The organism is Aeromicrobium sp. REDSEA-S38_B2, assembly GCF_001628525.1.
In the GTDB taxonomy this organism is placed as follows: Bacteria; Actinomycetota; Actinomycetes; order Propionibacteriales; family Nocardioidaceae; genus Aeromicrobium; species Aeromicrobium erythreum.
On sequence record NZ_LUNH01000015.1, the window covers coordinates 67,466 to 93,584 of the forward strand.

28 protein-coding genes are annotated in these 26,119 nt (G+C 71.6%); 14 read left to right on the forward strand and 14 right to left on the reverse strand.

The window, feature by feature from the left end; genetic code table 11:
* Nucleotides 1-759 precede the first annotated feature (759 nt).
* A complete protein-coding gene (locus A6Q81_RS03445; RefSeq protein ID WP_286689551.1) occupies nucleotides 760-1,212 on the reverse strand; it encodes a GNAT family N-acetyltransferase in 453 nt (150 codons plus the stop codon).
* 124 nt (nucleotides 1,213-1,336) lie between these two features.
* Between A6Q81_RS03445 and A6Q81_RS03450 the strand changes: the two genes are divergently transcribed.
* Together A6Q81_RS03450 and metX are read left to right on the forward strand one after the other, a co-directional pair.
* Nucleotides 1,337-2,626 carry a bifunctional o-acetylhomoserine/o-acetylserine sulfhydrylase gene (locus A6Q81_RS03450; protein WP_286689552.1) on the forward strand — a complete coding sequence of 430 codons (1,290 nt, stop codon included), beginning with the start codon at nucleotides 1,337-1,339 and terminating at the stop codon, nucleotides 2,624-2,626.
* Nucleotides 2,623-3,738 (forward strand): homoserine O-acetyltransferase MetX, encoded by a 1,116-nt coding sequence (gene metX, locus A6Q81_RS03455; RefSeq protein ID WP_286689553.1) that lies wholly within the window; start codon nucleotides 2,623-2,625, stop codon nucleotides 3,736-3,738. Before A6Q81_RS03450 ends, metX begins: the two co-directional genes overlap by 4 nt.
* Nucleotides 3,739-3,813: 75 nt before the next feature.
* Here the strand turns inward: metX and A6Q81_RS03460 are convergent, their stop codons facing one another.
* Nucleotides 3,814-4,509, reverse strand: a complete 696-nt coding sequence (locus A6Q81_RS03460) for a TetR/AcrR family transcriptional regulator (protein ID WP_067853069.1) — start codon at nucleotides 4,507-4,509, stop codon at nucleotides 3,814-3,816.
* Nucleotides 4,510-4,640: 131 nt separating this feature from the next.
* Between A6Q81_RS03460 and A6Q81_RS03465 the strand changes: the two genes are divergently transcribed.
* Nucleotides 4,641-5,555, forward strand: a complete 915-nt coding sequence (locus A6Q81_RS03465) for an NAD-dependent epimerase/dehydratase family protein (RefSeq protein WP_286689554.1) — start codon at nucleotides 4,641-4,643, stop codon at nucleotides 5,553-5,555.
* A gap of 45 nt (nucleotides 5,556-5,600) precedes the next feature.
* Here the strand turns inward: A6Q81_RS03465 and A6Q81_RS03470 are convergent, their stop codons facing one another.
* From A6Q81_RS03470 to A6Q81_RS03485, 4 genes are all read right to left on the reverse strand, one after another.
* Nucleotides 5,601-6,359, reverse strand: a complete 759-nt coding sequence (locus tag A6Q81_RS03470; RefSeq protein ID WP_286689555.1) for an SDR family oxidoreductase — start codon at nucleotides 6,357-6,359, stop codon at nucleotides 5,601-5,603.
* Between the two features lies 1 nt (nucleotide 6,360).
* On the reverse strand, nucleotides 6,361-7,176 hold the full coding sequence (locus A6Q81_RS03475) for an SDR family oxidoreductase (protein ID WP_067853064.1): 816 nt from the start codon (nucleotides 7,174-7,176) through the stop codon (nucleotides 6,361-6,363).
* A gap of 203 nt (nucleotides 7,177-7,379) precedes the next feature.
* Complete coding sequence (locus A6Q81_RS03480; protein ID WP_067853061.1) at nucleotides 7,380-8,228, reverse strand: rhomboid family intramembrane serine protease; 849 nt, start codon at nucleotides 8,226-8,228, stop codon at nucleotides 7,380-7,382.
* 1 nt (nucleotide 8,229) lies between these two features.
* A complete protein-coding gene (locus A6Q81_RS03485) occupies nucleotides 8,230-8,754 on the reverse strand; it encodes a peptidylprolyl isomerase (RefSeq protein ID WP_067853058.1) in 525 nt (174 codons plus the stop codon).
* Between the two features lie 118 nt (nucleotides 8,755-8,872).
* On the opposite strand from A6Q81_RS03485, the gene A6Q81_RS03490 reads away from it, so the two are divergent.
* Nucleotides 8,873-8,995: a hypothetical protein gene (locus A6Q81_RS03490; RefSeq protein WP_257721383.1), complete on the forward strand. Its 123-nt coding sequence runs from the start codon at nucleotides 8,873-8,875 to the stop codon at nucleotides 8,993-8,995.
* On the forward strand, nucleotides 8,992-9,774 hold the full coding sequence (locus A6Q81_RS03495) for an enoyl-CoA hydratase/isomerase family protein (protein WP_286689556.1): 783 nt from the start codon (nucleotides 8,992-8,994) through the stop codon (nucleotides 9,772-9,774). Before A6Q81_RS03490 ends, A6Q81_RS03495 begins: the two co-directional genes overlap by 4 nt.
* A 3-nt stretch (nucleotides 9,775-9,777) precedes the next feature.
* Here A6Q81_RS03495 and A6Q81_RS03500 read toward each other — a convergent pair whose 3' ends face one another.
* From A6Q81_RS03500 to A6Q81_RS03520, 5 genes are all read right to left on the reverse strand, one after another.
* Nucleotides 9,778-10,116 carry a DUF3817 domain-containing protein gene (locus tag A6Q81_RS03500; protein WP_067853056.1) on the reverse strand — a complete coding sequence of 113 codons (339 nt, stop codon included), beginning with the start codon at nucleotides 10,114-10,116 and terminating at the stop codon, nucleotides 9,778-9,780.
* Nucleotides 10,113-10,931 carry an SURF1 family protein gene (locus A6Q81_RS03505; protein WP_286689557.1) on the reverse strand — a complete coding sequence of 273 codons (819 nt, stop codon included), beginning with the start codon at nucleotides 10,929-10,931 and terminating at the stop codon, nucleotides 10,113-10,115. Before A6Q81_RS03505 ends, A6Q81_RS03500 begins: the two co-directional genes overlap by 4 nt.
* A 2-nt stretch (nucleotides 10,932-10,933) precedes the next feature.
* Nucleotides 10,934-12,208 (reverse strand): serine hydroxymethyltransferase, encoded by a 1,275-nt coding sequence (glyA, locus tag A6Q81_RS03510; RefSeq protein ID WP_067853050.1) that lies wholly within the window; start codon nucleotides 12,206-12,208, stop codon nucleotides 10,934-10,936.
* A 110-nt stretch (nucleotides 12,209-12,318) separates the two neighbouring features.
* A complete protein-coding gene (locus A6Q81_RS03515; RefSeq protein ID WP_286689558.1) occupies nucleotides 12,319-12,969 on the reverse strand; it encodes a response regulator in 651 nt (216 codons plus the stop codon).
* 29 nt (nucleotides 12,970-12,998) lie between these two features.
* Nucleotides 12,999-14,621, reverse strand: coding sequence for a sensor histidine kinase (locus A6Q81_RS03520; RefSeq protein WP_286689559.1), 1,623 nt, complete (start codon nucleotides 14,619-14,621; stop codon nucleotides 12,999-13,001).
* A gap of 268 nt (nucleotides 14,622-14,889) precedes the next feature.
* Between A6Q81_RS03520 and A6Q81_RS03525 the strand changes: the two genes are divergently transcribed.
* The 7 genes from A6Q81_RS03525 to A6Q81_RS03555 all read left to right on the forward strand — a co-directional run bounded on the left by A6Q81_RS03525 (nucleotide 14,890) and on the right by A6Q81_RS03555 (nucleotide 22,487).
* Entirely contained in the window at nucleotides 14,890-16,446 is a 1,557-nt protein-coding gene (locus A6Q81_RS03525; protein ID WP_286689560.1) for an ABC transporter substrate-binding protein, read from the forward strand.
* Nucleotides 16,447-16,530: 84 nt separating this feature from the next.
* Nucleotides 16,531-17,625, forward strand: a complete 1,095-nt coding sequence (locus A6Q81_RS03530; RefSeq protein ID WP_286689561.1) for an ABC transporter permease — start codon at nucleotides 16,531-16,533, stop codon at nucleotides 17,623-17,625.
* The gene (locus A6Q81_RS03535) at nucleotides 17,625-20,288 is read left to right on the forward strand and encodes an ABC transporter ATP-binding protein/permease (protein WP_286689562.1); all 2,664 of its coding nucleotides are present in this window, start codon (nucleotides 17,625-17,627) and stop codon (nucleotides 20,286-20,288) included. Before A6Q81_RS03530 ends, A6Q81_RS03535 begins: the two co-directional genes overlap by 1 nt.
* A gap of 242 nt (nucleotides 20,289-20,530) precedes the next feature.
* Nucleotides 20,531-21,391, forward strand: a complete 861-nt coding sequence (locus tag A6Q81_RS03540; RefSeq protein ID WP_286689563.1) for an oxygenase MpaB family protein — start codon at nucleotides 20,531-20,533, stop codon at nucleotides 21,389-21,391.
* Between the two features lie 96 nt (nucleotides 21,392-21,487).
* Complete coding sequence (locus A6Q81_RS03545; protein WP_067853043.1) at nucleotides 21,488-21,901, forward strand: hypothetical protein; 414 nt, start codon at nucleotides 21,488-21,490, stop codon at nucleotides 21,899-21,901.
* Entirely contained in the window at nucleotides 21,898-22,287 is a 390-nt protein-coding gene (locus A6Q81_RS03550) for a phage holin family protein (protein ID WP_067853040.1), read from the forward strand. Before A6Q81_RS03545 ends, A6Q81_RS03550 begins: the two co-directional genes overlap by 4 nt.
* A complete protein-coding gene (locus A6Q81_RS03555; protein ID WP_067853038.1) occupies nucleotides 22,284-22,487 on the forward strand; it encodes a DUF3618 domain-containing protein in 204 nt (67 codons plus the stop codon). The genes A6Q81_RS03550 and A6Q81_RS03555 overlap by 4 nt, the downstream gene beginning before the upstream one ends.
* A gap of 3 nt (nucleotides 22,488-22,490) precedes the next feature.
* Here A6Q81_RS03555 and A6Q81_RS03560 read toward each other — a convergent pair whose 3' ends face one another.
* On the reverse strand, nucleotides 22,491-22,982 hold the full coding sequence (locus tag A6Q81_RS03560) for an FBP domain-containing protein (RefSeq protein ID WP_067853035.1): 492 nt from the start codon (nucleotides 22,980-22,982) through the stop codon (nucleotides 22,491-22,493).
* 81 nt (nucleotides 22,983-23,063) lie between these two features.
* Between A6Q81_RS03560 and A6Q81_RS03565 the strand changes: the two genes are divergently transcribed.
* Entirely contained in the window at nucleotides 23,064-23,639 is a 576-nt protein-coding gene (locus A6Q81_RS03565) for a TetR/AcrR family transcriptional regulator (protein WP_067853032.1), read from the forward strand.
* Nucleotides 23,640-23,651: 12 nt separating this feature from the next.
* Here the strand turns inward: A6Q81_RS03565 and A6Q81_RS03570 are convergent, their stop codons facing one another.
* Together A6Q81_RS03570 and A6Q81_RS03575 are read right to left on the reverse strand one after the other, a co-directional pair.
* Nucleotides 23,652-24,290 carry an MBL fold metallo-hydrolase gene (locus A6Q81_RS03570; RefSeq protein WP_067853031.1) on the reverse strand — a complete coding sequence of 213 codons (639 nt, stop codon included), beginning with the start codon at nucleotides 24,288-24,290 and terminating at the stop codon, nucleotides 23,652-23,654.
* Nucleotides 24,290-25,378 (reverse strand): S-(hydroxymethyl)mycothiol dehydrogenase, encoded by a 1,089-nt coding sequence (locus A6Q81_RS03575; RefSeq protein WP_067853030.1) that lies wholly within the window; start codon nucleotides 25,376-25,378, stop codon nucleotides 24,290-24,292. Before A6Q81_RS03575 ends, A6Q81_RS03570 begins: the two co-directional genes overlap by 1 nt.
* Before the next feature lie 266 nt (nucleotides 25,379-25,644).
* Here A6Q81_RS03575 and A6Q81_RS03580 point away from each other — a divergent pair, with 266 nt between their 5' ends.
* The gene (locus A6Q81_RS03580) at nucleotides 25,645-26,109 is read left to right on the forward strand and encodes a PGPGW domain-containing protein (protein WP_067853026.1); all 465 of its coding nucleotides are present in this window, start codon (nucleotides 25,645-25,647) and stop codon (nucleotides 26,107-26,109) included.
* The last annotated feature ends 10 nt before the right edge of the window (nucleotides 26,110-26,119 follow it).

Below are 26,119 nucleotides of genomic sequence, written 5' to 3' on the forward strand. Positions count from 1 at the left end.
TGCGTATCGAGACCACCCGGCAACGGACCAGGGCGGGCCAGCCTCCAGCGACGGCCTGGAGTGGTCTCGATACGCCTCCCCCCGCTGGCGCTCGTGGAGGCACTCGACCAGCGCCGCGTTCCGCTGGTCGAGTAGCAGGGACGAGCTTGCGAGGTCCCTGCGTATCGAGACCACCGGCAACGGCTCAGCGCAGACCAACCCCCCGGCGACGGCTTGGAGTGGTCTCGATACACCTCCCCTCGCTGGCGCTCGTGGAGGCACTCGACCAGCGGAGGGGTTCGCTGGTCGAGTAGTCCGAGCGAACTTGCGAGGCTCGGACGTATCGAGACCACCCCGCAACGGACCAGCGCGAGCCAGCCGCCAGCGACCGCCCGGAATGGTCTCGATACGCCCGACCGAGCTCCTCCGTCGCCGGTCGACCTACTCGACCAGCGAAAGGTTTCGCTGGTCGAGTAGCGGGGACGAGCTTGCGAGGTCCCTGCGTATCGAGACCACCGGCAACAGCTCAGCGCGGGCCAGCCACCAGCGAAACCTTGGAGTGGTCTCGATACACCTCCCCTCGCTGGCGCTCGTGCAGGCACTCGACCAGCGAAAGGTTTCGCTGGTCGAGTAGCAGGGACGAGCTTGCGAGGCTCGGACGTATCGAGACCACCCCGCAACGGACCAGCGCGGGCCAGCCCCCAGTGACGGCCTGGAGTGGTCTCGATCCGCCTCCCCCCGCTGGCGCTCGTGGAGGCACTCGACCAGCGGAGGGTTCCGCTACTCGACCGGCGGGCGGGGGCGGCGGGTGTAGCCGAGCTCGACGGGGTGGGGTGGGTACTCGCTGGTGCCGGTGCGACCGTCGGGGCGCCAGCCGTGCCGCTCGTAGAACCGGCGGGCGCGGACGTTCTCCTCGAGCACCCAGAGCCGGTCGACGTGCGCGGGGACCTGCGCGAGGACGGCGTCGGCGAGTCCCGTCCCGCGGTGGCGGGCGACGACGCCGAGGTGCAGGAGCGTCGTCCTGTCGTGGGCGAGGTACCCGACTCCCACCCCGTCGACCACCACGACGAAGGCCGCGACGCTGGTCGCCGCGACGCGCTCGGCCCAGCGGTCGCGGACGGCGGCCCAGGGGTACGGCGGGGCGAACACGTGCGCGAGCGCGTCGGTGTTCGCGGCCTGCTCGATCGAGGCCAGCAGGCCCTCGTCACCCTCGGCGGCCGGTCGCAGATCCATCCGTCGATCCTCGCACGTCCCGGATCCTGAGACGTCTTCTCGGTCCCCGGACCCCGTGCCACGGTGGAGACCCACCCCGCGACACCCCGCTCGCGACACCCGCCGCGACAGCTGAGGAGACACCATGAGTGACCAGTGGTCGTTCGAGACCAAGCAGATCCACGCCGGCCAGACGCCAGACCCGACCACCGGTGCCCGCGCGCTGCCGATCTACCAGACGACGTCGTACCAGTTCCGCGACACCCAGCACGCCGCCGACCTGTTCAGCCTGGCGGAGCCGGGCAACATCTACACGCGCATCATGAACCCGACGCAGGACACCGTCGAGCAGCGGCTGGCCGCGCTCGAGGGCGGTGTCGGCGCGCTGCTGTTCGCATCGGGCCAGGCGGCCACGACCGGCGCGCTGACCAACGTCGCCGAGGCCGGCGACCACATCGTCGCGTCGGCCAGCCTCTACGGCGGCACCGACTCGCTGCTGCGCCACACGTTCCCGAAGCTCGGTATCCAGGTGACGTTCGTCGAGGACAACAACAACCCCGACGCCTGGCGCGCCGCGGTGCAGGAGAACACCAAGGCGTTCTTCGGCGAGACCATCGGCAACCCGAAGGGCGACGTGCTCGACCTGGAGGCCATCTCGACCGTGGCGAAGGAGGTCGGCGTGCCGTTCCTCGTCGACAACACCGTCGCCACGCCCTACCTGCTCAACCCGCTCAAGCACGGTGTCGACACGGTCATCCACTCCGCCACGAAGTACATCGGTGGGCACGGCACGGCCATCGCCGGGGTCGTCATCGACGGCGGGACCTTCGACTACGGCGCCCACGGCGACAAGTACCCCGGCTTCACCCAGCCCGACGCCAGCTACCACGGGCTCGTGTTCGCGGAGGCGCTCGGGCCGGCGGCCTTCATCGCCAAGCTGCGCGTGCAGTACCTGCGCAACGTCGGCGCCGCGATCTCGCCGTTCAACGCGTTCCTCATCGCGCAGGGCCTCGAGACGCTCAGCCTGCGCGTGGAGCGTCACGTCGAGAACACCCGCCAGGTCGCGGAGTGGCTGTCGGCCCGCGACGACGTCGCGACGGTGACGTGGGCGTCGCTCGAGGGCAACCCCTACAAGGAGCTCGCCGACAAGTACGTCCCGCGGGGCGCCGGCGCCGTCCTGACCTTCGAGCTGCCCGGTGGGATCGACGCCGGCCGACGGTTCATCGACGCGCTCGAGCTGTTCAGCCACGTCGCGAACATCGGTGACGTGCGTTCGCTGGCCATCCACCCGGCCAGCACGACGCACTCGCAGGGCACGCCCGAGGAGCACGCCGCCACCGGCGTCACCCCCGGTCTGGTGCGCCTCGCGGTGGGCCTGGAGGGCATCGACGACATCCTCGCCGACCTCGAGGCGGGACTGCGCGCGGCCAAGTGACCTCACCGCACCTGACCAGCCAGGATCTCCCTTCCGTCACCGGCGCGTGGCGGGAGGGAGATCCTGTCGGTTCCCGACGCTTCGCCGACGTCGGCGACGTCGCGCTCGAGAGCGGGTCGGTCCTGCCCGACGTCCGCCTGGCCTACGAGACGTGGGGGACGCCGGGCCGCGACGCGGTGCTGGTGCTGCACGCGCTGACGGGCGACAGCCACGTGGTCGGCCCGGCCGGACCGGGGCACGCCAGCCCAGGCTGGTGGGACACGCTCGTCGGGCCCGGCCTGCCGATCGACACCGACCGCTTCCTCGTGGTCTGCGCCAACATCCTGGGCGGCTGCCAGGGCTCGACGGGTCCCGCCTCCGTCGCCCCGGACGGTCGCGCGTGGGGCAGCCGCTTCCCCGACCTGACGGTCCGCGACCAGGTCACCGCGGAGGTGCTGCTGGCCGACGCCCTGGGCATCGAGCGCTGGTACGCCGTCGTGGGCGGCTCGGCCGGCGGCATGCGCGGTCTGGAGTGGGCGGTCGGGCACCCGTCGCGGGTGGAGCGGTTGTTCCTGCTGGCGACGTCGGCGCAGGCGTCGGCCGAGCAGCTCGCCCTGTCGTCGGTGCAGCAGGCGGCGATCACGACCGACCCGCACTTCCACGGCGGCGACTACTACGCCGAGCGTCGCGGCCCGACGAACGGGCTCGACCTCGCGCGACGGGTGGCGCACGTGGCCTACCGCAGCGAGCCCGAGCTCCAGCAGCGCTTCGGTCGCGAGCGCGAGCCCGACGGTCGGTTCAGCGTCGCGTCGTACCTGGAGCACCACGGCACGAAGCTCACCCGCCGCTTCGACGCCGGCTCCTACCTGGCCCTGACGCGGGCGATGGACTCCCACGACGTCGGGCGCGGCCGTGGCGGGGTCGCCGCGGCGCTCGGCCGTGTGACGGCACGGACGGTCGTCGCGGGGATCGACTCCGACCGCCTCTACCCGCTGCACCAGCAGCAGGAGCTGGCCGACCTGGTGCCGGGTGCGGACGGGCTCGACGTCGTGCACTCGGTGCACGGGCACGACGGGTTCCTCGTCGAGCAGGAGCAGGTCGGCGCCCTCGCCCGACGCGCCCTCGCTGAGTAGTCCCCACGATTCGGTACGTCATCGCCCCTCTCGGGGCGAGAAGTGGGCGATGACGTGACGAATCGTGGGGGGTGATCAGGGTGTGGGGAGGCCGACCGTGCCGGCGAGGGTCGCGACGTGGACGTCGAGGAACGCGGCGGGGTCGTGCAGGGTGTCGGGCCCGTACTGGCCGAACACCTCGAAGGCCACGGCGCCGACGAGGGCCGACCAGAGGCCGAGCGCGCGGGCGAGGTTCGTCACGGGCAGCGCCAGCGCGTACTCGGTGCGGATCCGCTCGAGGTCGGTGCGCAGGCTGCGCGGCAGCGACCCGTCGACCTCGCGCAGGTCGCCCCGTCGGTGTGCGTCCTCCAGCACCGTGAGCAGCGCGACGACGACCCTGGTGCCCGGTTCGACCGTCGCGTCCGGGGGTGCCGCGTAGCCCGGCACGGGCGTGCCGTGCAGCAGCGCGAACCGCGACGGCTCGCGCAGCGCCCACGACCGCATGGCCTGGGCCGCGGCCTGCAGGCGACGGACGGAGGTACGCCGTGACGACGCCGCCACCGCCGCCTCGACCTCGGCGCCCAGCTCGTCGTACGCGTCGACGATCAGGAGGGTCAGCAGCGCGTCACGGTCCTTGACGTACCGGTACACGGCCGACGACACCAGGCCGAGCTCCCGCGCGACGGCTCGCAGCGATAGCTCTGCGGGCGTGGTGGTCGCGAGCTGCTCACGGCCGATGCGGACGATGTCGCGCAGGGTCTGCTCGCGGGCGACCTGACGGGGCGTGGGCACGGTGCCACCCTACCGTTCACGACATCGACATGTCGATACAGAGAACACTGCTCTTGACAGCGCGGCGGTACGCGCGCACCCTGGACGCACAACCAACAGAGAGCAGTGCTCTCTCAACGTCAGGAGTCACCATGAGTATCTTGGTCATCGGCGCTGGTCAGATCGGCCCGCACGTCGCCACCCTCCTCGCCGAGCGCGGCGAGGCGGTCACCGTCGCCACCCGGTCCGGGTCGGGTCCCGAGCACCCGCTCGTCACCCGCACCCGCCTCGACGCCACCGACGCCTCCGCGCTCGACCGCGCCTTCGCCGACGTCGACGTCGTGCACCTCTGCGTGCACGCGTCGGCCTACCGCCCCGACGTCTGGGAGCGCGAGCTGCCCCCGCTGGAGCGGGCCGTGCTGGCCGCCGCGGAGCGCCACGACGTGCACGTGGTCTACCCGGAGAGCGTCTACGCGTTCGACACCTCCGGCGTGCTCGGAGCGGCGCCGAGGATCGCACCGCGCTCGGCGATGGGGCGGGTGCGCGCCACCCTGCTGGAACGTCGAGCTGCGTCGACGGCGCGCACCACGAGCGTCGTGGCCTCCGACTTCTACGGCCCCGGCGCGGCGATGGCGCACGGCGGCGACCGGATGGTCGGGCCCGCGGCGTCGGGCCGGACGGTGCGCCCGCTCGGCCGCGTCGACCTCCCGCACGCCTGGACCTACCTGCCCGACCTCGCCGCCGCCATGGTCGCGGCGGCCGACGCCACCGCAGGGCCCGACGTCGTGCTCGCACCGGTCGTGCACGCGTCGCAGCACGAGCTGGCACTGGCCTACGCCCGCGCCGCCGGCCGCGACGACGTCCGCGTGCGGGCCGTGCCGGCCTGGGCGCTGCGAGCCGGCGGCGTCGTCAACGCCGACGTCCGGGCGATGGCCGAGATGTCCTACCTCTTCACCGAGCCGCTGCTCGTCGACGAGGGCGCGACGATCATGCCGGCCACTCCCCTCGACGTCGCCGCCGCAGCCGTCGTCGACCCGGCGTCGCGGAGCACCGTCGCCCGTCCCTGAGCACCGAGGGGGCGATGGCGGTCCACGACGGGACGAGCGTCAGGGTCAGACGAGCTTGCGGACCACGCCGCGCGGCGCGTACCGCAGGACCTGGCCGAGGGGGCCCCACGGCCAGCCGGGCGTGGCGGCGGTGTCGACCTCCTTCTGGATGGCCTTCACCATCGAGCGCACCCCCGTGGGGGTGTCGACCATGAGTCGCTGCTCCTGCTCGACCTGCTCGTTCATCTCCGAGGCGATGTAGCCCGGGAACAGCGTCGTCACGGCGATGTCGAGCCCGCGGCGACCGACGAGGTCCATCCGGATGCCCTCCGCGAGGTGGGCGACCGCTGCCTTGGTCGCGGCGTACGCCGTCATCGAGCCGGGCATGCCGCGCATGGCCGACATCGAGGAGATGACGACGAGGTGGCCGGCCTTGCGCTCGTAGAAGTGCGCCATGGCGGCCTCGCACTGCGCCATCGCCGCGACGACGTTGGTCTCGACGGTCTCGCGGTTCGCGGCGAACGCGCCGGTGCCGATGCGTCCGCCCTTGCCGAGCCCGGCGTTGACGACGACGCGGTCGAGGCCGCCGAGGTCCTGGATGGCCCGGGCGAAGACGTCGAAGACCTGCTCGTGGTCGTTCACGTCGAGCGCGTGCACGACCACCTGGACGTCGGGGTGCGCCGCCGTGATCTCCGCGGCGAGGGCCTCGAGCCGGTCGACGCGCCGCGCGGTCAGCGCCAGGGAGTGACCCTGTGCCGCCAGCTGGCGAGCCATCTCGGCGCCGAGCCCCGAGCTGGCACCGGTGATGAGCACGTTCGTGCGCACGTCAGTCCCTCCGGCCCATGCGCACGGCCGCCTTGGCCATCTCGCGGTAGTACAGCGGCCGCAGGAACCGCTTGGCGGCGTAGGCCAGCTTGCCCTCGCGGTCGGTCAGGACGATGTGCCGGCCCTTCTCGACCTCGGCGATGACGATGGCGGCGATGTCGGCCGCGGTGCGCTTGGAGCCGTCGATGAGCTTGGCCGCCGACTTCTGCGCCGACTCGTCCTTGCCGCGCAGCGAGGAGGTCAGGTTGGTCTTGAAGAAGGTGGGGCAGACGACGCTGACCTGGATGCCCGAGGGCTTGAGCTCGTGGAACAGGGTCTCGCTGAGCGCGACGACGCCGGCCTTGACGGAGTTGTACTCGCTCATGCGCGGCGGGTGGATGAGCCCGGCCGCCGACGCGGTGTTGACGATCGTGCCCCGACCCTGCTGCTTCAGCAGCGGGACGAACGTGCGGCAGCCGCGCACGACGCCGAGCAGGTTGATGTCGACGATCCACTGCCACTGGTCCATCTCCGACAGCTCGATCCGGCCACCCGCCGCGACGCCCGCGTTGTTGAAGAGCACGTCGAGCCCGTCCCACGTCTCGACGACGTGGTCTCGCACGGTGCTCCAGTCGACGTCGGACGTCACGTCGAGGGTCCGGTAGGACACCTCGGGGTGGGCGGCCGCGAGCGCCTGCAGCACCTCCGGGACCTCGGCGTGGACGTCGGTGGCGAGCACGCGACACCCCTGCTCGGCCAGCTGGGTGACGAGGGCGAGGCCCAGCCCGGAGGCCGCGCCGGTGACGAGCACGCGCGTGCCCGGGACGAAGATCGACATGCTCAGATACTAACGGTATCCGAAACTCGTCGTCCACGACCCGGCCCGCCGGGCCCCCACGGTGCACAGGTGTGGACGGCCCTGTGCACGAGTTACACCCGTGTTGTTCACAGGTGTGGACACGCCTGTGCGCGAGTTACACGCGTGTTGTTCACAGCTGTGGGCAACGCTGGGGAGAACGACAGACGTGTGATTCAGCGCACTCAGCCCAGCAGCTGCTGGGAGCGCACCAGCACCGCGACCACCACGGCCGCCCACACGAGGGCGAAGGCCGCCACCTGCACGAGCGTGCGGCGCGTCCGCGGCCCGTAGGCGAACACCGCGCCCAGCAGCACGCCGGCCACGAAGCCGCCGAGGTGGCCCTGCCAGCTGATCGGGCCGAGGAAGCCGATGGCCACGTTGACCGCCAGCAGCGCGAGCAGGCCGCGCACGTCCTCGCGTGCCCGGAGCATGAACAGCAGCGCCATGCCGAACAGGCCGAACACCGCACCCGACGCGCCCGCCGTCCCGCTGAACGGCGCCGACAGCCACATGACGAAGACGCCGGAGACCACGGCGGTGGTGAGGTAGGCGGCGATGAAGCGCACCGTGCCCAGCTTCCGCTCGACGAGCGGGCCGAACAGGTAGAGCGCGTACATGTTGAAGAGGATGTGCAGCGTCCCGAGGTGCAGGAACGCCGACGTGAGCAGCCGCCACCACTGACCGTCGGCCACGCCGACCGGGAACATCGCGCCCTGCTGGTACAGCGGGCTGCGCAGGTCGCCGGTGAGCAGCTGTAGGACGTACACGACGACGTTGATCCCGATGATCACCAGCGAGACCGCACCCTCGCGGGTCTGCAGCGCACCGCCGGCGACCGTGCGTGGCAGGCGCACCGACTTCGCGCCGCGGTTGACGCACTCCGGGCACTGGAAGCCGACGGACGCCTCGTTCATGTCCTGCGTGCAGATGGGCCGCTCGCACCGCTGGCAGCTGATGAGCGCCTCGCGGTCCGGGTGGCGGTAGCACCGGGGCGCGCCGTCGGGGCGCGACCCCGGTGCCGTTCCGGTCATGTCAGCCGCGGTCGATGGTGACCTTCTCGATCACCACGGGCTCGACGGGACGGTCGAAGCCGTCCGTCGGCACCGCGGCGATCGCGTCGATCACCTTCTGGCCGGCCTCGTCGGCGACCTCGCCGAAGATGGTGTGCTTGCGGTTCAGCCAGTCCGTCGGGACGACCGTGATGAAGAACTGCGAGCCGTTGGTGCCCGGTCCCGCGTTGGCCATCGCCAGCAGGTAGGGCTTGTCGAAGCGCAGGTCGGGGTGGAACTCGTCCTCGAACGTGTAGCCGGGGCCACCCGTGCCGGTGCCGAGCGGGTCGCCGCCCTGGATCATGAAGTTGCTGATGATGCGGTGGAACGTGATGCCGTCGAAGAACGGGCGCGTGGCGACCTGGCCGGTGGCGGGGTCGAGCCACTCCTTCGTGCCCTCGGCGAGGCCGACGAAGTTCTCGACGGTCTTGGGGGCGTGGTCGGGGAACAGCCGGACCACGACGTCGCCGTGGTTGGTGTGCAGGGTAGCGCTCAGCGGGGAAGACACGTCAGTCCTTCGGGGGGATCGTGCGGGACGGGACCTTGACATCTTCCCACGACCCGACAACTGCGGCCGGTCGACGCACCGCGACGCGAGACGGCCTGCCGCCCGCTAGCGTGGGCCCATGCGAGAGCACCCCGTCCGACTGGTCCTGGCCCTGCTCGCCGTCGTCGCCGGCATCGTCGTCGCGCGGAACCTCACCGCCGACCGCGGTGGCGTGTACGACCCGGCCGAGGCGGGCCGGTGAGCGCGCCCCGCGTCGACGTCACGCGCGTCGACGACATCGCCGTCGTGACGTTCAGCGCCCCACCGGTGAACCTGTACTCCCTCGAGCTGCACGACGCGTTCGACACCGCGCTCGACGCGGTCGAGGCCGACCTGCCCCGAGCGGTCCTGGTCCGAGCCGAGGGCAAGCTGGTCTCCGGCGGGGTCGACGTCGCCCAGTTCCACGCCCGGAAGACGCAGGAGGACACCAAGGACCTCTACGACCGGATGCTCGAGCTGCCCGACCGCATCGCGGCGCTCGACGTCCCGACGTTCTTCGCGGCCCACGCGCTGACGCTCACCTGGGCGCTGGAGGTCGCGCTCGCCTGCGACGTCGTGCTTGCCAGCGAGAAGGCGAAGTTCGGCCTCGTGGAGCGGGTCATCGGCCTGACCCCGACGATGGGCGGCACGCAGCGTCTCGCGCAGCGTGCGGGCGTCGGCCGGGCCAAGGAGGTCGTGCTCACGGGCGAGCTGTTCGACGCCGCGACCTTCGAGCGCTGGAACGTGGTCAACCGGGTCCTCCCGGTCGACGGGTTCGACGACGCGGTGCTCGACGTCGTGCGGCAGGTCGCGGTGGGTCCGACGCAGGCCTTCGGCGCGGCCAAGCGGATCCTGCGCGCCTACGAGACCGGCGGCGTGCCCGGGGCGAACGAGGTGACGACGCAGATCGCGTCGGCGCTGTTCGCGACCGAGGACCTGCAGCACGGCATGGAGTCGTTCCTGCAGGACGGCCCCGGTCGGGCCAGCTTCACCGGCCGCTGAGGCTCAGCGGGGCGCGGCGAGGCCGTCGTGCTCGGCGCGCAGCACCCGCGTGGTGCGGCGCTCGGCCCAGAAGCTGACGAACGGGATCGTGGCGAGCAGCATCGTCGTGATCGTGAACGTCGGCGACCAGCGGTGCCGGCTGGCCAGGATCGCGACCAGCACGAGCAGCGCCATGAACAGGAAGCCGTGCACCTGGTCGATGACGAGGAAGACGTCCTGGTGACGGTTCCACCAGGAGCCCTCGTCGGTGAAGATCTTGCCGAAGAACCCGGCGAACACGACGAGCAGGTTCACGCCCACGACCCAGGCGAGCACCCGGTAGGCGACAGCGATGCGACTCACGGGGTCAGGCTATCGACGGGGTGGTCGTCGGCCTGACGCGCCGTCGTGTGTCGCTCCCGCGCCTCCTCGACCTGGTCGCGACACATCCGCCACCACAGCGCGACGGCGAACACCGCGAAGACCCACCACTGCAGCGCGTAGGCGAGGTTCTTGAGCCCGACCGTCCACGACACGTCGGGGTCGGGCGGGTCGACGGGCGCGCCGAAGCCGGGGGTGGGGTCGCCCGATCCGGCGAACGCGGTCCACTCCTGCACGAGCCCGTATCCCGACCACAGCCGGTAGGGCAGCTCGTTGACCAGCGACGGCGTCGTGATCGAGGTCGTGACGCGGTCGGCGTCGAGGGGCAGGCCGCCGCCCTGGCTCGGCTGCAGCACCACGCCGAGGTTGACGTCACCGGACGGCACCGGCGGCAGCGCGCCCGGGGCGTCGCTCGAGCCGCGCACGACGAGGAGGGCGCCGTCGGACCCGTCGACCAGGAACGGCGCCACGAGCCAGGTGCGACCGCTACTGATCTCGCCGCGGACCCACACCTGCTGGTCGGCGGGGGCGAACCGTCCCTGCACCGTGACCCGGCGGTCCTGCAGGTCTGCTGCGAACGGACGTCCGAGACCCCAGACCTGCTCGATCGGCGCCGGCGCGGCGGCGGCCGACTCTCGCACGGCGTCGCCCTGGCGCGACTCGTACGCGCCGAGCTGCCAGAACCCGCCGGCCACGCACAGCGCGACGGCGACGACCGCGAACAGGTGCAGCGGCGTGAGCCGCAGCCACAGTCGCGCCGTCGACGGCGGGCTGGTGGCTGCGGCGGGCTCGGGCACGGTCAGGAGGTGAACGGCGTGAGGTGCGGGTACAGCGGGAACCGCTCGGCGAGGGCGGTGGTGCGCTTGCGCAGGCCCTCGACGTCGAGGTCGCCGGGCGTGAGCGCCTCGGCGATGACGTCGGCAACCTCACGGAACTCCTCGGCGCCGAAGCCGCGGGTGGCCAGCGCGGGCGTGCCGATGCGCAGGCCCGACGTGACCATCGGCGGACGCGGGTCGTTCGGCACCGCGTTGCGGTTGACGGTGATGCCGACCTCGTGGAGGCGGTCCTCGGCCTGCTGGCCGTCGAGCTCGCTGTCGCGCAGGTCGACGAGGACGAGGTGCACGTCGGTGCCGCCGGACAGCACCTGGATGCCGGCCTTGCGGGCGTCGTCGGCGAGCAGACGCTCGGCCAGGATCTGCGCGCCCTCGATGGTGCGCTGCTGACGGTCCTTGAACTCCGGCTCGAGCGCCATCTTGAACGCGACGGCCTTGGCGGCGATGACGTGCTCGAGCGGACCGCCCTGCTGGCCCGGGAAGACCGCGGACTGCAGCTTCTTGACCATCTCGGGGTCGTTGGACAGGATCACACCGCCGCGGGGCCCACCGAGCGTCTTGTGCGTGGTGCTGGACACGACGTGCGCGTGCGGCAGCGGCGACGGGTGCAGGCCGGCGGCCACGAGACCGGCGAAGTGCGCCATGTCGACCCACAGGTAGGCGCCGACCTCGTCGGCGATCGCGCGGAAGGCGGCGAAGTCGAGCTGGCGCGGGTAGGCGGACCAGCCGGCGATGATGACCTTGGGGCTGTGCTCACGGGCGAGCGTGCGCACCTCCTCCATGTCGACCAGGCCGGAGTCGTCGACGTGGTACGGGACCACGTTGTAGAGGCGCCCGGAGAAGTTGATCTTCATGCCGTGCGTCAGGTGCCCGCCGTTGGCGAGGTCCAGACCCATGATCGTGTCGTCCTTGCGCGCGATGGCGTGCAGGACGGCGGCGTTGGCGCTGGCGCCCGAGTGCGGCTGGACGTTCGCGTACTCGGCGTCGAACAGCTGCTTCAACCGGTCGATCGCGATCTGCTCGACCTCGTCGACGACCTCGCAGCCGCCGTAGTAGCGCTTGCCCGGGTAGCCCTCGGCGTACTTGTTGGTGAGGACGCTGCCCTGCGCCTCGAGCGCGGCGACCGGCGCGAAGTTCTCCGACGCGATCATCTCGAGCGTCGTCTGCTGACGGGCGAGCTCGGCGTCGAGGAGACGCGCGACGTCGGGGTCGAACGAGGCGAGCGACTGGTTGTGGTCCATGGGTACCAGGGTAGTCGGCCGTCCCCTCCCCGCGTTCTGTTGGGTTGATGACGGTTTCTGGGCGAGAAGCCGTCGCCAACCCCACGAAACGGGGGGACCGCGGGTGGGGGTCAGGCGTCGCCGGCGAGCCCGTGCTTCTCGGCGAGCACGGCGGCCTGGGTGCGGCGCTGCAGGCCGAGCTTGGAGAGCAGCTGGGAGACGTAGTTCTTGACCGTCTTCTCGGCGAGGTACATCTCGGCGGCGATCTGGCGGTTGGTCATGCCCTGGCCGATGAGCGAGAGGATCTTGCGCTCCTGCGGGGTCAGCTCGGCGAGCGGGTCCTTCGGCGCGGGCGCGTTGCGGATGCGCTCGAGCACCTGCGCCGTGACCGCCGGGTCGAGCAGCGAGCCGCCGGCCGCGACCTGGCGGACGGCCTGGACGAGGTCGTTGCCGCGGATCTGCTTGAGCGCGTAGCCGGCGGCGCCGGCCATGATCGCCGAGAAGAGGGCCTCGTCGTCGTCGAAGGAGGTCAGGATGATGACGTTGACCTCGGGGTGCGCGGCCCGTACGTCGCGGCAGACCTCGATGCCCGAGCCGTCGGGCAGACGCGCGTCGAGGACGGCGACGTCGGGGAGCAGACGGGGGATGGACGACAGCGCGTCGGCGGCCGTGCCGGCCTCGCCGACGACCGTCAGACCCTCCTGCGCCTCCAGGAGGTCGCGGATGCCGCGGCGCACGATCTCGTGGTCGTCGAGCAGGAAGATCCGGATCGGCTCGGACATGACAGGTTCACTACCTTCCGTCGCGGACGTCACGACATCTCCTGGGGGACGCTCCAGCGTATCTGCAGACCGCCGTGCGAGGGCTCGGAGAACTCGCAGGTACCTCCGAGGTTCTGCGCCCGGTGGCGCATGTTGCGCAGGCCGTTGCCGAAGGGCTGCTCGGGGTCGAGACCCAGCCCGTCGTCGGTGACGGTGAGCACGATGCCGTCGGTGACGTCGAGGTCGATCGTCACCTCGCCGGCGTGGGAGTGCCGCACGATGTTCGACAGCATCTCCTTCAGCACGGCGGTGAGCTGTTCGGCGACGATGTCGGGCACGACGCTCTCGACGGGGCCGTGCGTGTCGACGACCGGACGGTAGCCGAGCATCCGCTCCGCCTCGCCGACGATCGCGTCGATCTCGAGGCGCAGGTTGGCGGGCACGGACGGCGAGCTGAGGTCGAAGATCGTGCGCCGGATCTCCTTGATGGTCTGGTCGAGGCCGTCGACGGCGTCGGACAGCCGCTCGCCGACCTGCGGCGTCACCGAGGAGGAGATGCTGTCGAGGGACAGGCCGATCGCGAACAGCCGCTGGATGACGAGGTCGTGCAGGTCGCGACCGATCCGCTCGCGGTCCTCGAGGATGGCGAGCTTCGCCTGCGACTCGCGCGCCCGGACGACCTGCATGACGAGCGCCGCCTGCTGGGTGAAGCCGTACGGCAGCTCGGGGTCGAGGCTCCACGACGACGGCGGCTGCTCGGCGAACCAGCCCATGACGATCACGGCGGTGCCGTCGTCGAAGTGCAGCGGGTGCGCCTGCACGGCCTGCAGGCCCGGGAAGGCCGCCAGCGTCTCGTCGTCGATGCGGGTGTCGTCGAGGACGTCGTCGAGCACGACCGGGGCGTGCGTGCGGACGACCTCGCGCAGGAACGGGATGTCGACGTGGTGCCCGCTCGGGTCGGGCTCGATGCCGGTGGACGCCGCCACGACGAACAGGTGCTCCTCGGTCGGCACGACGAGAGCGGCGGCCCCGGCCTCGGAGACCTCGCAGATGCGGTCGACGATGAGCTGGCTGGTGGCCTGGCGCGAGATGGGCCGCAGGAGCGCGTTGGCCACCTCCGTGGTGGCCCTCAGCCAGCGACGCTGCCGCTCGCTCTCCTCGTAGAGACGCACGTTCTCGATGACGACACCGGCGGCCGCCGCGATGGTGACGGCGACCTCCTGGTCCTCCGCGGTGAAGCCGCCGCCACCGATCTTGTCGGTGAGGTAGAGGTTGCCGAAGACGGTGTCGTGCACCCGGATGGGCACGCCGAGGAACGACGTCATCGCGGGGTGGAGGTTCGGAAAGCCGATGCTCTCGGGGTGGTCGCCGAGGTGCTCGAGCCGGACGGGCTCGGGATGGTCGATCACGAGGCCCAGCAACCCCTTGCCCTCCGGCAGGCGGCCGATGAGGTCCTGGTGCTCCTGGTCCAGTCCGTGCACGGCGAAGGTGCCCATGCGGTGCGACGACGGCGAGTCGAGCACGCCGAGGAAGCCGTAGGTGGCGCCGACCAGCTCGCTCGCGGAGTCGACGATGCGCTGCAGCACGTTGTCGAAGGACAGGTCCTGGGACAGCCCGACCACCGCGTCGAGCAGGTGGCTCTGACGCTCGGCCCCGACTCCGGACTCACGCATGGACGACTCCCTCCCGAGCGAGGATAGGGGCGGGACCGGCTTCGTGGGGCGAGTTGACGAGAACCGGATGGACACGAGAGACACGAGTCACGACGACGCGGACCATGACGCCGGACGTCGCGGTCGTCACCGAAACGCAACCTGTGGAGGGCTTCTCGTCACCGTCGGACGCGGCTAGCGTGCCAGCACACGACGCCCGGGCCCTCGACGGCCCGGTCACACCTGCTCAGGAAGGCAGCGCATGCACATCCATCGGGGGGCGGCCGCCGTGGCTGCCACGACTCTCGCCGGCCTGGCGCTCGCGGCGTGCGGCGCCGGGAACACCGGCGACACGGACGCCGGCATCCTCGTCGGCACCACCGACAAGGTCGTCTCGATCGACCCGGCCGGCTCGTACGACAACGGCTCCACGCAGGTCCAGACGCAGGCCTACCAGTACCTGATGAACTTCCCCGCGGGGAGCACGGACCTGACGCCCGACGCCGCGGAGTCCTGTGACTTCGAGACGCCCACGGAGTACGTCTGCACCGTGAAGGACGGCCTGACGTTCGCGAACGGCAACGAGCTGACCGCGTCCGACGTCGCCTTCTCCTTCCAGCGGATCGTCGACATCAACGACCCCAACGGCCCGGCCTCGCTGCTCGGCGCCATGAAGAAGGTCGAGGCGCGCGACGACTCGACGGTCGTGTTCACGCTCGCCGCGCCGAACGACGTCACGTTCCCGCAGGTGCTCGCGACGTCGGCGGGACCGATCGTCGACGAGGAGACCTACCCGGCCGACAAGGTGCTCGACGACGCCGCGGCCGTGAAGGCGCAGGGCTTCTCCGGCCCGTACACGATCGGCAGCTACAAGAAGAACGAGCTGGCCGAGTTCACGCGCAACAAGGACTACGACGGTGCGTTCGGCACGCCGAAGAACGACGCGGTGACGCTGACCTACTACGCCGACGCCAACAACCTGAAGCTCGACGTCCAGAACGGCAAGATCGACGTCGCGTGGCGCTCGCTGACGCCCACCGACATCGCCAGCCTGGAGAAGGCCGACGGCGTCACCGTCCACCAGGGCGACGGCGGCGAGCTGCGCTACATCGTCTTCAACCTCAAGACCATGCCCGGTGACGACGACGCCCAGAAGACGGCGATCCGCCAGGCCGTCGCGAGCTCGATCGACCGCGACGAGCTGTCCGAGCAGGTCTACAAGGGCACCTACACGCCGGCGTACTCGGCCGTGCCGGAGGGCCAGACGGCCGCGACCGAGGCGTTCAAGGAGCTCTACGGCGAGAAGCCCGACGTCGACAAGGCGAAGGCGTTCCTCGACGAGGCCGGCGTGGCCACCCCGGTCGAGCTGAACCTGCAGTACAACCCCGACCACTACGGCTCGAACTCCGACCAGGAGTACGCGATGGTCAAGCGCCAGCTCGAGGCGACGAAGCTGTTCACGGTCAACCTGCAGTCGACGGAGTGGACGACCTACTCCGAGGAGCGGGTCAAGGACGCCTACCCGATGTACCAGCTCGGCTGGTTCCCGGACTTCCCGGACCCGGACAACTACCTGACGCCGTTCTTCGCGCCGAACAACTTCCTCCAGTCGCACTACGAGGACACGACGACGACGAAGCTGCTCGACACCGAGCGCACCGAGTCCGACGCCTCGGCCCGGGCGAAGACGCTCGGCGAGGTCCAGGAGCGAGTGGCTCAGCAGGTGCCGATCCTGCCGCTGCTGACCGGCTCGCAGGTGGCGGTCTCCGGCGACGACGTCGAGGGCGTGGACGACACGCTCGACGCGTCGTTCAAGTTCCGCTTCGCGTCCCTGTCGAAGGGCTGACGCAGGAGGAGGGGGTGGGTCCGTCGGACCCACCCCCTCTCGCGTGCCCGCCCGTCCGACCTCCCTCCACTCCTGAGGAGCCGCATGTCTTCCGCCGAGGTGCTCGCCGCCGGCGAGCCGCCCACCCCCGTCCCGGCCGCACCGTCGGGCTCGCGTCGGGGCCTGCCACCGCTGGCGCGCTACCTGCTCGTCCGGCTGGCGCTCGTCGTGCCGATGATCTGGGTGCTCGTCACCCTCGTGTTCGTGCTGCTGCGGGTGATCGGCGACCCGATCACGGCGGCGCAGGGCGGGCGCCTGACGCCCGAGCAGATCGCCGAGCGCAAGGCCGAGGCCGGCCTCGACCGCCCGCTCCTCGTGCAGTACTGGGAGTACCTGTCGGGCCTGCTGCACGGTGACTTCGGTCGGTCGCTGACCGACAACCAGCCGATCTCGGAGGTGCTGCGCGTCAACGGCGCGGCGACCCTGGAGCTGTCGTTCTACGCGCTCGTCGTCGCGTTCGCCGTCGGTGTGCCGCTCGGCCGATTGGCGGCGCGCTACCGCGACCGGCTGCCCGACGTGGCCCTGCGGCTGTTCGCGATCGTCGCGTACGCCGCGCCGGTGTTCTTCGTCGGTCTGCTCCTGAAGCTGGCGTTCACGCCGTTCGGCTGGCCGTCGTCGGGACGGGCGTCGACCTCGACGCTCCTGACGCTCGAGCAGGTCCGACCGCGCACCAACATCCTGCTCGTCGACGCGATCCTGTGGGGCGACCCGCGGTACGTGCTGGAGGTGCTGCAGTACGCGCTGCTGCCCGCGCTCGCGCTGGGCCTGCTGACCGGTGGCGTGTTCCTGCGCCTCGTGCGCATCAACCTGCTGCAGACGATGCGGGCCGAGTACGTGACGTCGGCTCGGGCGCGCGGCATGGCCGAGGGTCGCGTGATCCGCAAGGTCGCGTTCCGCAACGCCCTCGTGCCCGTGGTGACAGTGATGGGCATGCAGGTCGCGATGCTGCTGGCGGGTGCGGTGCTGACGGAGACCACCTTCGAGTGGAAGGGCATCGGCTATGCGCTCGCGGAGTACCTGAAGGCCCGCGACTTCCTGGCGGTGCAGGGCATCGTCACGGTGATCGCGCTCGTGGTGTGCGTGGCGAGCTTCCTGATCGACGTGATCGTCGCGCTCGTCGACCCGAGGGTGCGGTTCTGATGGCGCGCGCAGGAGTGCAGCGTCTCGTGCCGGGTGTCGTGCGGCAGAGCCACGGTCTGCAGCGGTTCATGCTGCTGCTGGGCTTCGGCCTGGTGCTGCTGTTCGTCGTCGTCGCCGTGTTCGCACCGTGGATCGCCCCCTACGGCTTCGACGCCGACCGCACCACCGACGGCGTCGTGTTCGGCGCACAGCAGGCACCGTCGTCGGCGCACTGGTTCGGGACGACCGTCGGCGGCACCGACGTGTTCTCGCGGGTCGTGTACGGCACGCGGACGGCGATGATCGTCATCGCCCTGGCCGTGGTGCTCTCGAGCGTCGTGGGCGTGCCGCTCGGGCTCGTGTCGGGCTACCTCGGCGGCTGGCTCGACCGCGTGCTCGTGCTCGTCATGGACGCCCTCTACGCGTTCCCGTCGCTGCTGCTCGCCATCGTCGTCTCGATCGTGCTCTCGGGCGGGTCGAGCGGAGCGTTCGGCGGCATCATGTCGGCGGCGATCTCGATCACCGTGATCTTCGTGCCGCAGTACTTCCGCGTCATCCGCAACGCGACGCTGTCGGTGAAGACCGAGCCGTACGTCGACGCGGCACGCGTCGTAGGAGTGCGGACCCCCCGCATCATGTTCCGGCACGTGTTCAGCAACGTGGCCCAGAACCTGCCGATCATCGGCACGCTCAACGCGTCGGAGGCCATCCTCACGCTGGCGGGTCTGGGCTTCCTCGGGTTCGGCATCGAGCCGTCGGCGGCGGCGGAGTGGGGCTACGACCTGAACAAGGCGCTGCCGGACGCGACGAACGGCATCTGGTGGACCGGCGTCTTCCCCGGCCTGGCGATCGTGCTGGTCGTGCTCGGCGTGACGCTGGTGGGCGAGAGCCTCAACGACGTGCTCAACCCGCTGCTGCGCACGCGCGCGGGCGACGGGACCGAGAGCGAGATCCAGCTCGACGACGACGCCGCAGCGACGGTCGCCGAGGACGTGCCGGCGGACGTGCGCCGTGCGGCGGTGCTGTCGTTGTCGGACCTGTCGGTCTCGTTCAGCACCGACGGCGGGCGGGTGCGTGCCGTGCGGGACCTGTCGTTCGACGTGGCGCCGGGCGAGGTGCTGGCCGTGGTGGGCGAGTCGGGCTCGGGCAAGTCGGTGACGGCTCGCGCCGTCCTCGGGCTGCTGCCCTCGACCGCGACGGTCGAGGGGTCGGCGGTGCTGCGGTCGGGCGAGGGGCGGGGCAGCGGTCCGGGCGATCCGTCCCTGCCAGAGCGCGAGCTCGTGGGGCGGAGCCAGCGGGAGCTGCGCTCGGTCCGTGGCGACGAGGTGTCGATGGTCTTCCAGGAGCCGTCGACGGCGCTCGATCCGGTGCGCACGGTCGGCTGGCAGATCGTGCAGGGCATCCGCGCGCACCGGTCGGTGAGCGGGAAGGAGGCGCGGGCGCGGGCGGTGGAGCTGCTGGAGCTGGTCGGGCTGCCCGACCCGGAGCAGCGGGTCGACTACTACCCGCACCAGCTGTCGGGCGGGCAGAAGCAGCGGGTGGTGATCGCGATGGCGATCGCGTGCGACCCGGACGTGATCGTGGCCGACGAGCCGACGACGGCGCTCGACGTGACGGTGCAGGCGCAGATCCTCGACCTGCTGCTGAGCCTGCGCGACCGGTTGGGGACGGCGATCGTGCTGATCACCCACAACATGGGCGTGGTGGCCGACGTGGCCGATCGGGTGGTGGTGATGTACCGCGGCCGTCTGGTGGAGACGGCGCCGGTGGACCGGCTGTTCGCCGAGCCGCGGCACCCGTACACGCGGGCGCTGCTCGACGCGGTGCCGCACCTTGGCCGCGAGGACGGGCCGGAGCCGGTCGACCTGTCGAACGAGGTGGTGCTCGACGTCGACGACCTCGTCGTGGAGTTCGCCGGTCGGCTCGGCCAGCCGGCGTTCACGGCGGTCGACCACGTGTCGCTGCAGGTGCGTCGCGGCGAGGTGCTCGGCCTGGTCGGGGAGTCGGGGTCGGGCAAGTCGACGATCGGTCGCACGGCGGTCGGGCTGCAGCAGCCGACGAGCGGCACGGTCTCGGTGTCGGGGACGGTCGTGTCGGGACTGTCGGACGCACGGCTGCGGCCGTTGCGCTCGCGCTTCGGGTTCGTCTTCCAGGACCCGGCGTCGTCGTTGAACCCGCGGATGAGCATCGGCGACTGCATCGCCGAGCCGCTGCGGGTGCAGACGGATCTGTCGGCGGCGCAGGTCGACGCGAAGGTGGCGTCGCTGCTGGAGTCGGTGCAGCTACCGGCGTCGTACGCGGCGCGGTTCGGTCACGAGCTGTCCGGTGGTCAGCGCCAGCGGATCAGCCTGGCCCGCGCGATCGCGCTCGACCCGGACCTGCTCATCGCGGACGAGCCGACGTCGGCGCTCGACGTCTCGGTGCAGGCCACGGTGCTCGAGCTGTTCGCCGAGCTGCAGCAGCGGGTCGGGTTCGCGTGCCTGTTCATCAGCCACGACCTGGCCGTCGTCGACTCGCTCGCGAACCGGGTGGCAGTGCTGCAGCACGGTCGGCTGGTGGAGCAGGGGTCGCGCGAGGACGTCCTGCGGCGCCCACAGGAGGCGTACACGCAGCGCCTCATCGCCGCCGTCCCGGTGCCCGACCCGGCCGAGCAGCGTCGCCGGCGCGCCGCCCCCACCGCCTGACGCCGTGGGAGATTCCCAGGTCGACCTGGGAATCTCCCACCCAGGCACGGTTTCCCGTGATTGGCCCGGAGAGCTTTCCGGGCCTATCGAAGATTTCCGTGCATGGCTGACGTGCAAGGAGATTCCCAGGTCGACCTGGGAATCTCTCACCGCACACGGTTTCCTGCGGTTCGCCCGGGGAGCTTTCCGGGCCTAGCGGAGATTCCCGTGCGAACTTCGTCAGCTCGGCGAGACTGGAGGGCATGGACCTCGACGTGCGGGACCGGCTGGGGCGGATGATCTTCGCCCGCGTGGCGGGCGACGAGGGCCCGGCCCGGCGCGAGCGGATCATGTTCGCTCCCGGACCGCGCCGGTTCGGGCCGGACTCGGCGATCGCGACGGTGCACGGCGACGCGTCGATGTTCGTGGGCGGCATCCGGGCGCTGCTGCTGCAGTCGCTGCACCCGCTGGCGATGGCGGCGGTCGACCAGAACTCGGGCTTCCGGGGCGACCCGTGGGGTCGGCTGCAGCGCACGAGCGGGTTCCTCGCCGTGACCACGTTCGGGACCGACGCCGACGCGACGCGCGCCATTCGAGGCGTGCGTGCCGTGCACGAGACGATCACCGGGGTGGCGCCGGACGGCCGCCCCTACCGCGCATCGGACCCGCAGCTGCTGCGGTGGGTGCACGTCGCCGAGGTCGACAGCTTCCTGCGGGCGCACGACCGGTACGGCCGACGTCCGCTGGACACCGCCGGCCGCGACGCGTACGTGGCCGAGGCGGCCGTGGTGGCCCGCGAGCTCGGGGCGAGCGACGTGCCCACGACGGTCGCGGAGCTCGAGGCAGCACTCGCCGCGTTCCGTCCGGAGCTCGCGAGCACGGCGGCGGCACGGCGCACGGCGCGCTACCTGCTGGTGCACCCGCCGGTGCCGCTCGCCGTACGCGTGCCGTACGGCGTGCTCGCGGCGGCGGCCGTCGGTCTCATGCCGCGCTGGACGCGCTGGCCGTTGCGTCTGCCGTACCTGCCCGTCGCCGAGGCGAGCGCCGTGCGGATCGGGGGCGAGGTCGTCACGCGGTCGATCCGTTGGGCCATGACGCCGCCGGAGCGTCCGCCGGCTTCGTGATCCCTCCCTGCGGTTGCGGGACGTGGCGACTCCCGGGATGCTGTGGACCTCTGTGTGTTCCACCATGGGGGAGTCGTCTGCGAAGGGGAACCTGACGTGAACAAGCTGTTCATCGCGGCTGCCGGCGTCGCCGGCTACGTGCTCGGCACGCGCGCCGGCCGCGAGCGCTACGACCAGATCCGCACCCAGACCCAGAAGGTCTGGAACTCACCGACCGTCCAGAGCGGTGTCGACCACGCGGCCGACGCTGCCAAGAGCGCCGCCAGCGCAGCCGGCTCGGCCGCCGCCGACGCGGCCTCGTCCGCCGCCAGCGCCGCAGGCTCCAAGGTCGCCGACGTCGTCAAGGGCCACGGCTCCGACGACGCTCGCGTCTCGACCGACCCGGCCGACGCCTCCTACGACGTCGACGCCGCCCTCGCGGAGGCCGACACCGAGGTCACGTCGACGCGACCGGCCAACAACCCGCCGACCGCCGCCGACCTCGCCGAGCCGCGCACGAGGCGCCTGTGACCTCCCCGTCGGACGAGTCGACCGGACGGCTCATCGCGCAGGCCACCGAGGACATCTCGACGCTGATCCGCGCCGAGATGCAGCTCGCCAAGGACGACCTCGCCCAGGCGGGCAAGCGCGTCGGCGTCGGCGCGGGACTCTTCGGAGCCGCGGGCGTCATCGCCCTGTACGGGCTGGGCGTGCTGATCAGCGCCGCCGTGCTCGGCCTGGCGAACGTCACCGACCCGTGGCTCGCCGCGCTCATCGTGGCCGTCGTGCTGTTCGCGGTCGCGGGAGTCGCCGCCCTCGTCGGCAAGCGGAACGTCACGAAGGTGACCCAGGCGCCGGCCGCCAGGGTCGAGAGCGTGCAGGCCGACGTGGCCGCCGCGAAGGGAGACCACCCATGAGCGACCGCGCCCGCCTCGAGGCCGAGATCGACGCGACCCGCGAGCACCTCGCCGAGACCGTCGACGCGCTCGGCGACAAGCTCGACGTCAAGGGACGGGCCCAGGAGGCCGTCGCCGAGGCCGACAAGGGTCGGATCGCGATCCTTGTCGGCGCCGCCGTGGCGGCCGTCGTCGGCATCGTGCTCCTGCGTCGCGGCTGAGGCTCAGCCCGCCCGCACCCGGTCGACGAACTCCAGCACGCGACGACGCAGGTCGTCGACGCGCAGGTCCGGCGCGCCGGTGACCGACTTCTCGTGCGCCTTGAGCGGCCGGCGCACCCGCGTCCAGCAGGCGAGGTCACCGCAGACGTACTGGCCGACCGTGTCGCCGGCGCGTCCGCGCGGCCCGGCACGGCGCGCCACCACCAGACGTGCGGTCGACGTGCCGTCGTCGGTGCGGCACCAGTCGCACAGCGTGGTGCGTGCCGGTCCTGTCGAGTCGGCCAACCGCAGCTCCACGCCAACCGGCTCGGCGACGATCTCCTCGCCCAGCACGACGTAGGCGCGCAGCGGCGCCTTCGGGTCGATCCAGCCGAGGTAGTCGCGCTCGTCGAGGCGGTCCGGCGGCCACGGCGCGGGCAGCGTCATCGTCGCGATCCTGCTCCGCGAGCTGTTCACGATGCTGGCGCGCACCTGGCGCGGGTCGAGCGGCTGCATGGTCCCTCCTCGCGTCGTGACTTTGCCTAATGCTGTTAGGCATCAACCTAACATACTCAGGCGTGCTGGTAGGGTCGTGCCGTGCCCCGAGCCGGACTCTCCACCGCCGCCGTCCTGACCGCGGCGGCCGACCTCGCCGATCGCGAAGGCCTCGACGCGGTGACCCCCTCGGCCGTCGCCCGGTCGGTCGGCGTGCGGACACCCAGCCTCTACGCCCACGTGGCGGGCGCCGAGGCCCTGCGGGAGGGCGTGACGACCCTGGCGCTCGACGAGCTCGCCGACCGGGTGGGGGCGGCCCTCGCCGGCCGGTCCGGCCGCGACGCGCTGCAGGCGCTCGCCGATACCTACCGGACGTACGCGACCGAGCACCCCGGTCGGTACGCCGCGACCCGACGTGCGGTCGACGCCGACTCGCCCGCCCTCGCCGCCGGCCGCCGCCACACGGACCTGGTGACGGCGGTGCTGCGCGGCTACCCCGTGCCCGAGCGCGAGCGGGTGCACGCCGTCCGGCTCGTCGGCTCGACGGTGCACGGTTTCACCGCGCTGCAGGCCTCCGGGGCGTTCGAGCACAGCAACCCCGAGGCCGACGTCAGCTGGCGGCGAGCCGTCGACGCCCTCGACGTCGCGCTCCGGCACTGGCCGGAGGACGGCGCCTGACCGGCCGACGTGTCAGTGCCCCCGGTCGATCCACTCCTGCAGGTGCGGTGCCTCGTCGCCGATGCGCGTGTCGTCGCCGTGCCCGGTGTGCACCACGGTGTCGTCGGGCAGCGTCAGCAGGTGGTCGCGGATGGACGCGACGATCGTCTCGAAGCTGGAGTAGCTGCGGCCCGTCGCGCCCGGGCCGCCCTGGAACAGGGTGTCGCCGCTGAACAGGACCCCGAGGTCCTCGGCGTAGAGGCACGTGCTTCCGGGCGAGTGGCCCGGGGTCGCGATGGCTCGCAGGGTGCTGCCGGCGACCGAGAAGGTGGTGCCGTCGACGAGGTCGTGGTCGGGCTTGACCTCCCGGCCGTGCTCGGCCTCCCAGAGCATGGTGTCGGCGGGCGGGAACCAGATCGGTGCGCCGGTGAGCTCGCGCAGCCGCACCGAGGCGTTGAGGTGGTCGTTGTGCCCGTGCGTGAGCACGATGGCCAGCACCGAGCGACCGTCGACGGCCGCGGCGATGGCGTCGGCGTCGTGCGGGGCGTCGACCACCACGACCTCGCTGTCGTCGCCGACCAGCCACACGTTGTTGTCGACGTCCCAGCTGCCGCCGTCGAGCTCGAACTGGCCCGACGTGACGACCTTCTGCACCCGTGCTGCTGGCGCCATCAGATCATCACCACCGAGCGGAGGACGTCGCCGCGATGCATCTTGTCGAACGCCGCCTCGACGTCGTCGATGCCGATGCGCTCGGTGACGAAGGCGTCGAGGTCGAGACGACCCTGGCGGTAGAGGTCGACCAGCATCGGGAAGTCGCGGCTCGGCAGGCAGTCGCCGTACCAGCTCGACTTGAGCGAGCCGCCGCGCCCGAACACGTCGATGAGCGGCACCTCGGGGATCTTCATGTCAGGGGTGGGCACGCCGACCAGGACGACGGTGCCAGCGAGGTCGCGGGCGTAGAACGCCTGCTCCCACGTCTCGGGGCGCCCGACGGCCTCGATGACGACGTCGGCGCCGAAGGTGTCGGTGAGCTCCTGGATGGTCTCGACCACGTCGTCCTTCGAGGCGTCGACGACGTGCGTGGCGCCCAGCGCCTTCGCCTGCTCGAGCTTGCGCGGGTCGAGGTCGACGGCGATGATCTTGGCCGCGCCGGCGAGCCTCGCGCCGGCCACCGCGGCGATGCCCACGCCGCCGCAGCCGATCACCGCGACCGAGTCGCCGCGACCCACGCCGCCGGTGTTGATGGCGGCGCCGATGCCGGCCATCACGCCGCAGCCGAGCAGGCCGACGGCGGCTGGGTCGGCCTCGGGGTCGACCTTCGTGCACTGCCCAGCGGCGACGAGGGTCTTCTCGGCGAAGGCGCCGATGCCGAGCGCGGGGGAGAGCTCCGTGCCGTCGACGAGCGTCATCTTCTGCTCAGCGTTGAAGGTGGCGAAGCAGTACTGCGGGCGTCCGCGTCGGCACGCGCGACAGTCGCCGCACACGGCCCGCCAGTTGAGGACGACGAAGTCGCCCGGCGCCACCTCGGTGACGCCCTCGCCCACGGACTCCACGACACCGGCCGCCTCGTGCCCGAGCAGGAACGGGAACTCGTCGTTGATGCCACCCTCGCGGTAGTGCAGGTCGGTGTGGCAGACGCCGCAGGCCTGGACCGCGACCACCGCCTCGCCGGGGCCCGGGTCGGGGACGACGATGTCCTCGACGGTGACGGGCGCACCCTTGCTGCGGGCGACGACGGCCTTGACGGTCTGCGGCATGCGGTCCTCCTGGTGCTGACGTGCGGACACCACGACGCTATCGGGTCGCGCGGACACCTGCTCGGGGTGCGGACGGGCGCGGCTGGACCTACCGTTCAGGCACCGACGCGACCCGCGCGTCCGGCGAAGGGGCCCACCATGCGCATCCTCCTGATCATCCTCGTCATCCTGGCGATCATCTACGTCGCGCAGCTGGTCCTGAAGAAGCGTTGACCGATGTTTCCCCTCGCTCGGTAGGCTCTGGCGACCGACGACGAGAGGACGACATGGGCGTCATCCACCACGGCAAGACCATCGCGCTGGAGATCCTCGGCTGGGTCATGGTCCTGCTCGGCATCGCCGCCATCTTCCTGCCCGGGCCGGGACTGCTCCTGTTGTTCGGCGGGCTCGCCCTGCTGTCCCAGCGCTACGAGTGGGCACGGCGTCGCGTGGAGCCGGTCAAGGACGCCGCCCTGCGCACGGCCGCCCAGGGCGTGCAGACGTGGCCGCGCATCCTCGCCTCGCTGGCCGGCGTGGTCTGGCTGGTCGGCCTCGGCGTCGTGTGGGGCCTGCAGCCTCCCGCGCCCGACTGGTGGCCGCTGCGCGACTCGTGGTGGCTGCTGGGCGGCTGGGGCACGGGGGCCACGCTCATCGTGTCGGGGCTGATCGCCCTGGCGACCATCGTCTACAGCTTCCGTCGCTTCCGCGGCCGCTCGATGGACGACGTGCGCCGCGAGATCGCCGAGACCTGAGCGTCGACCG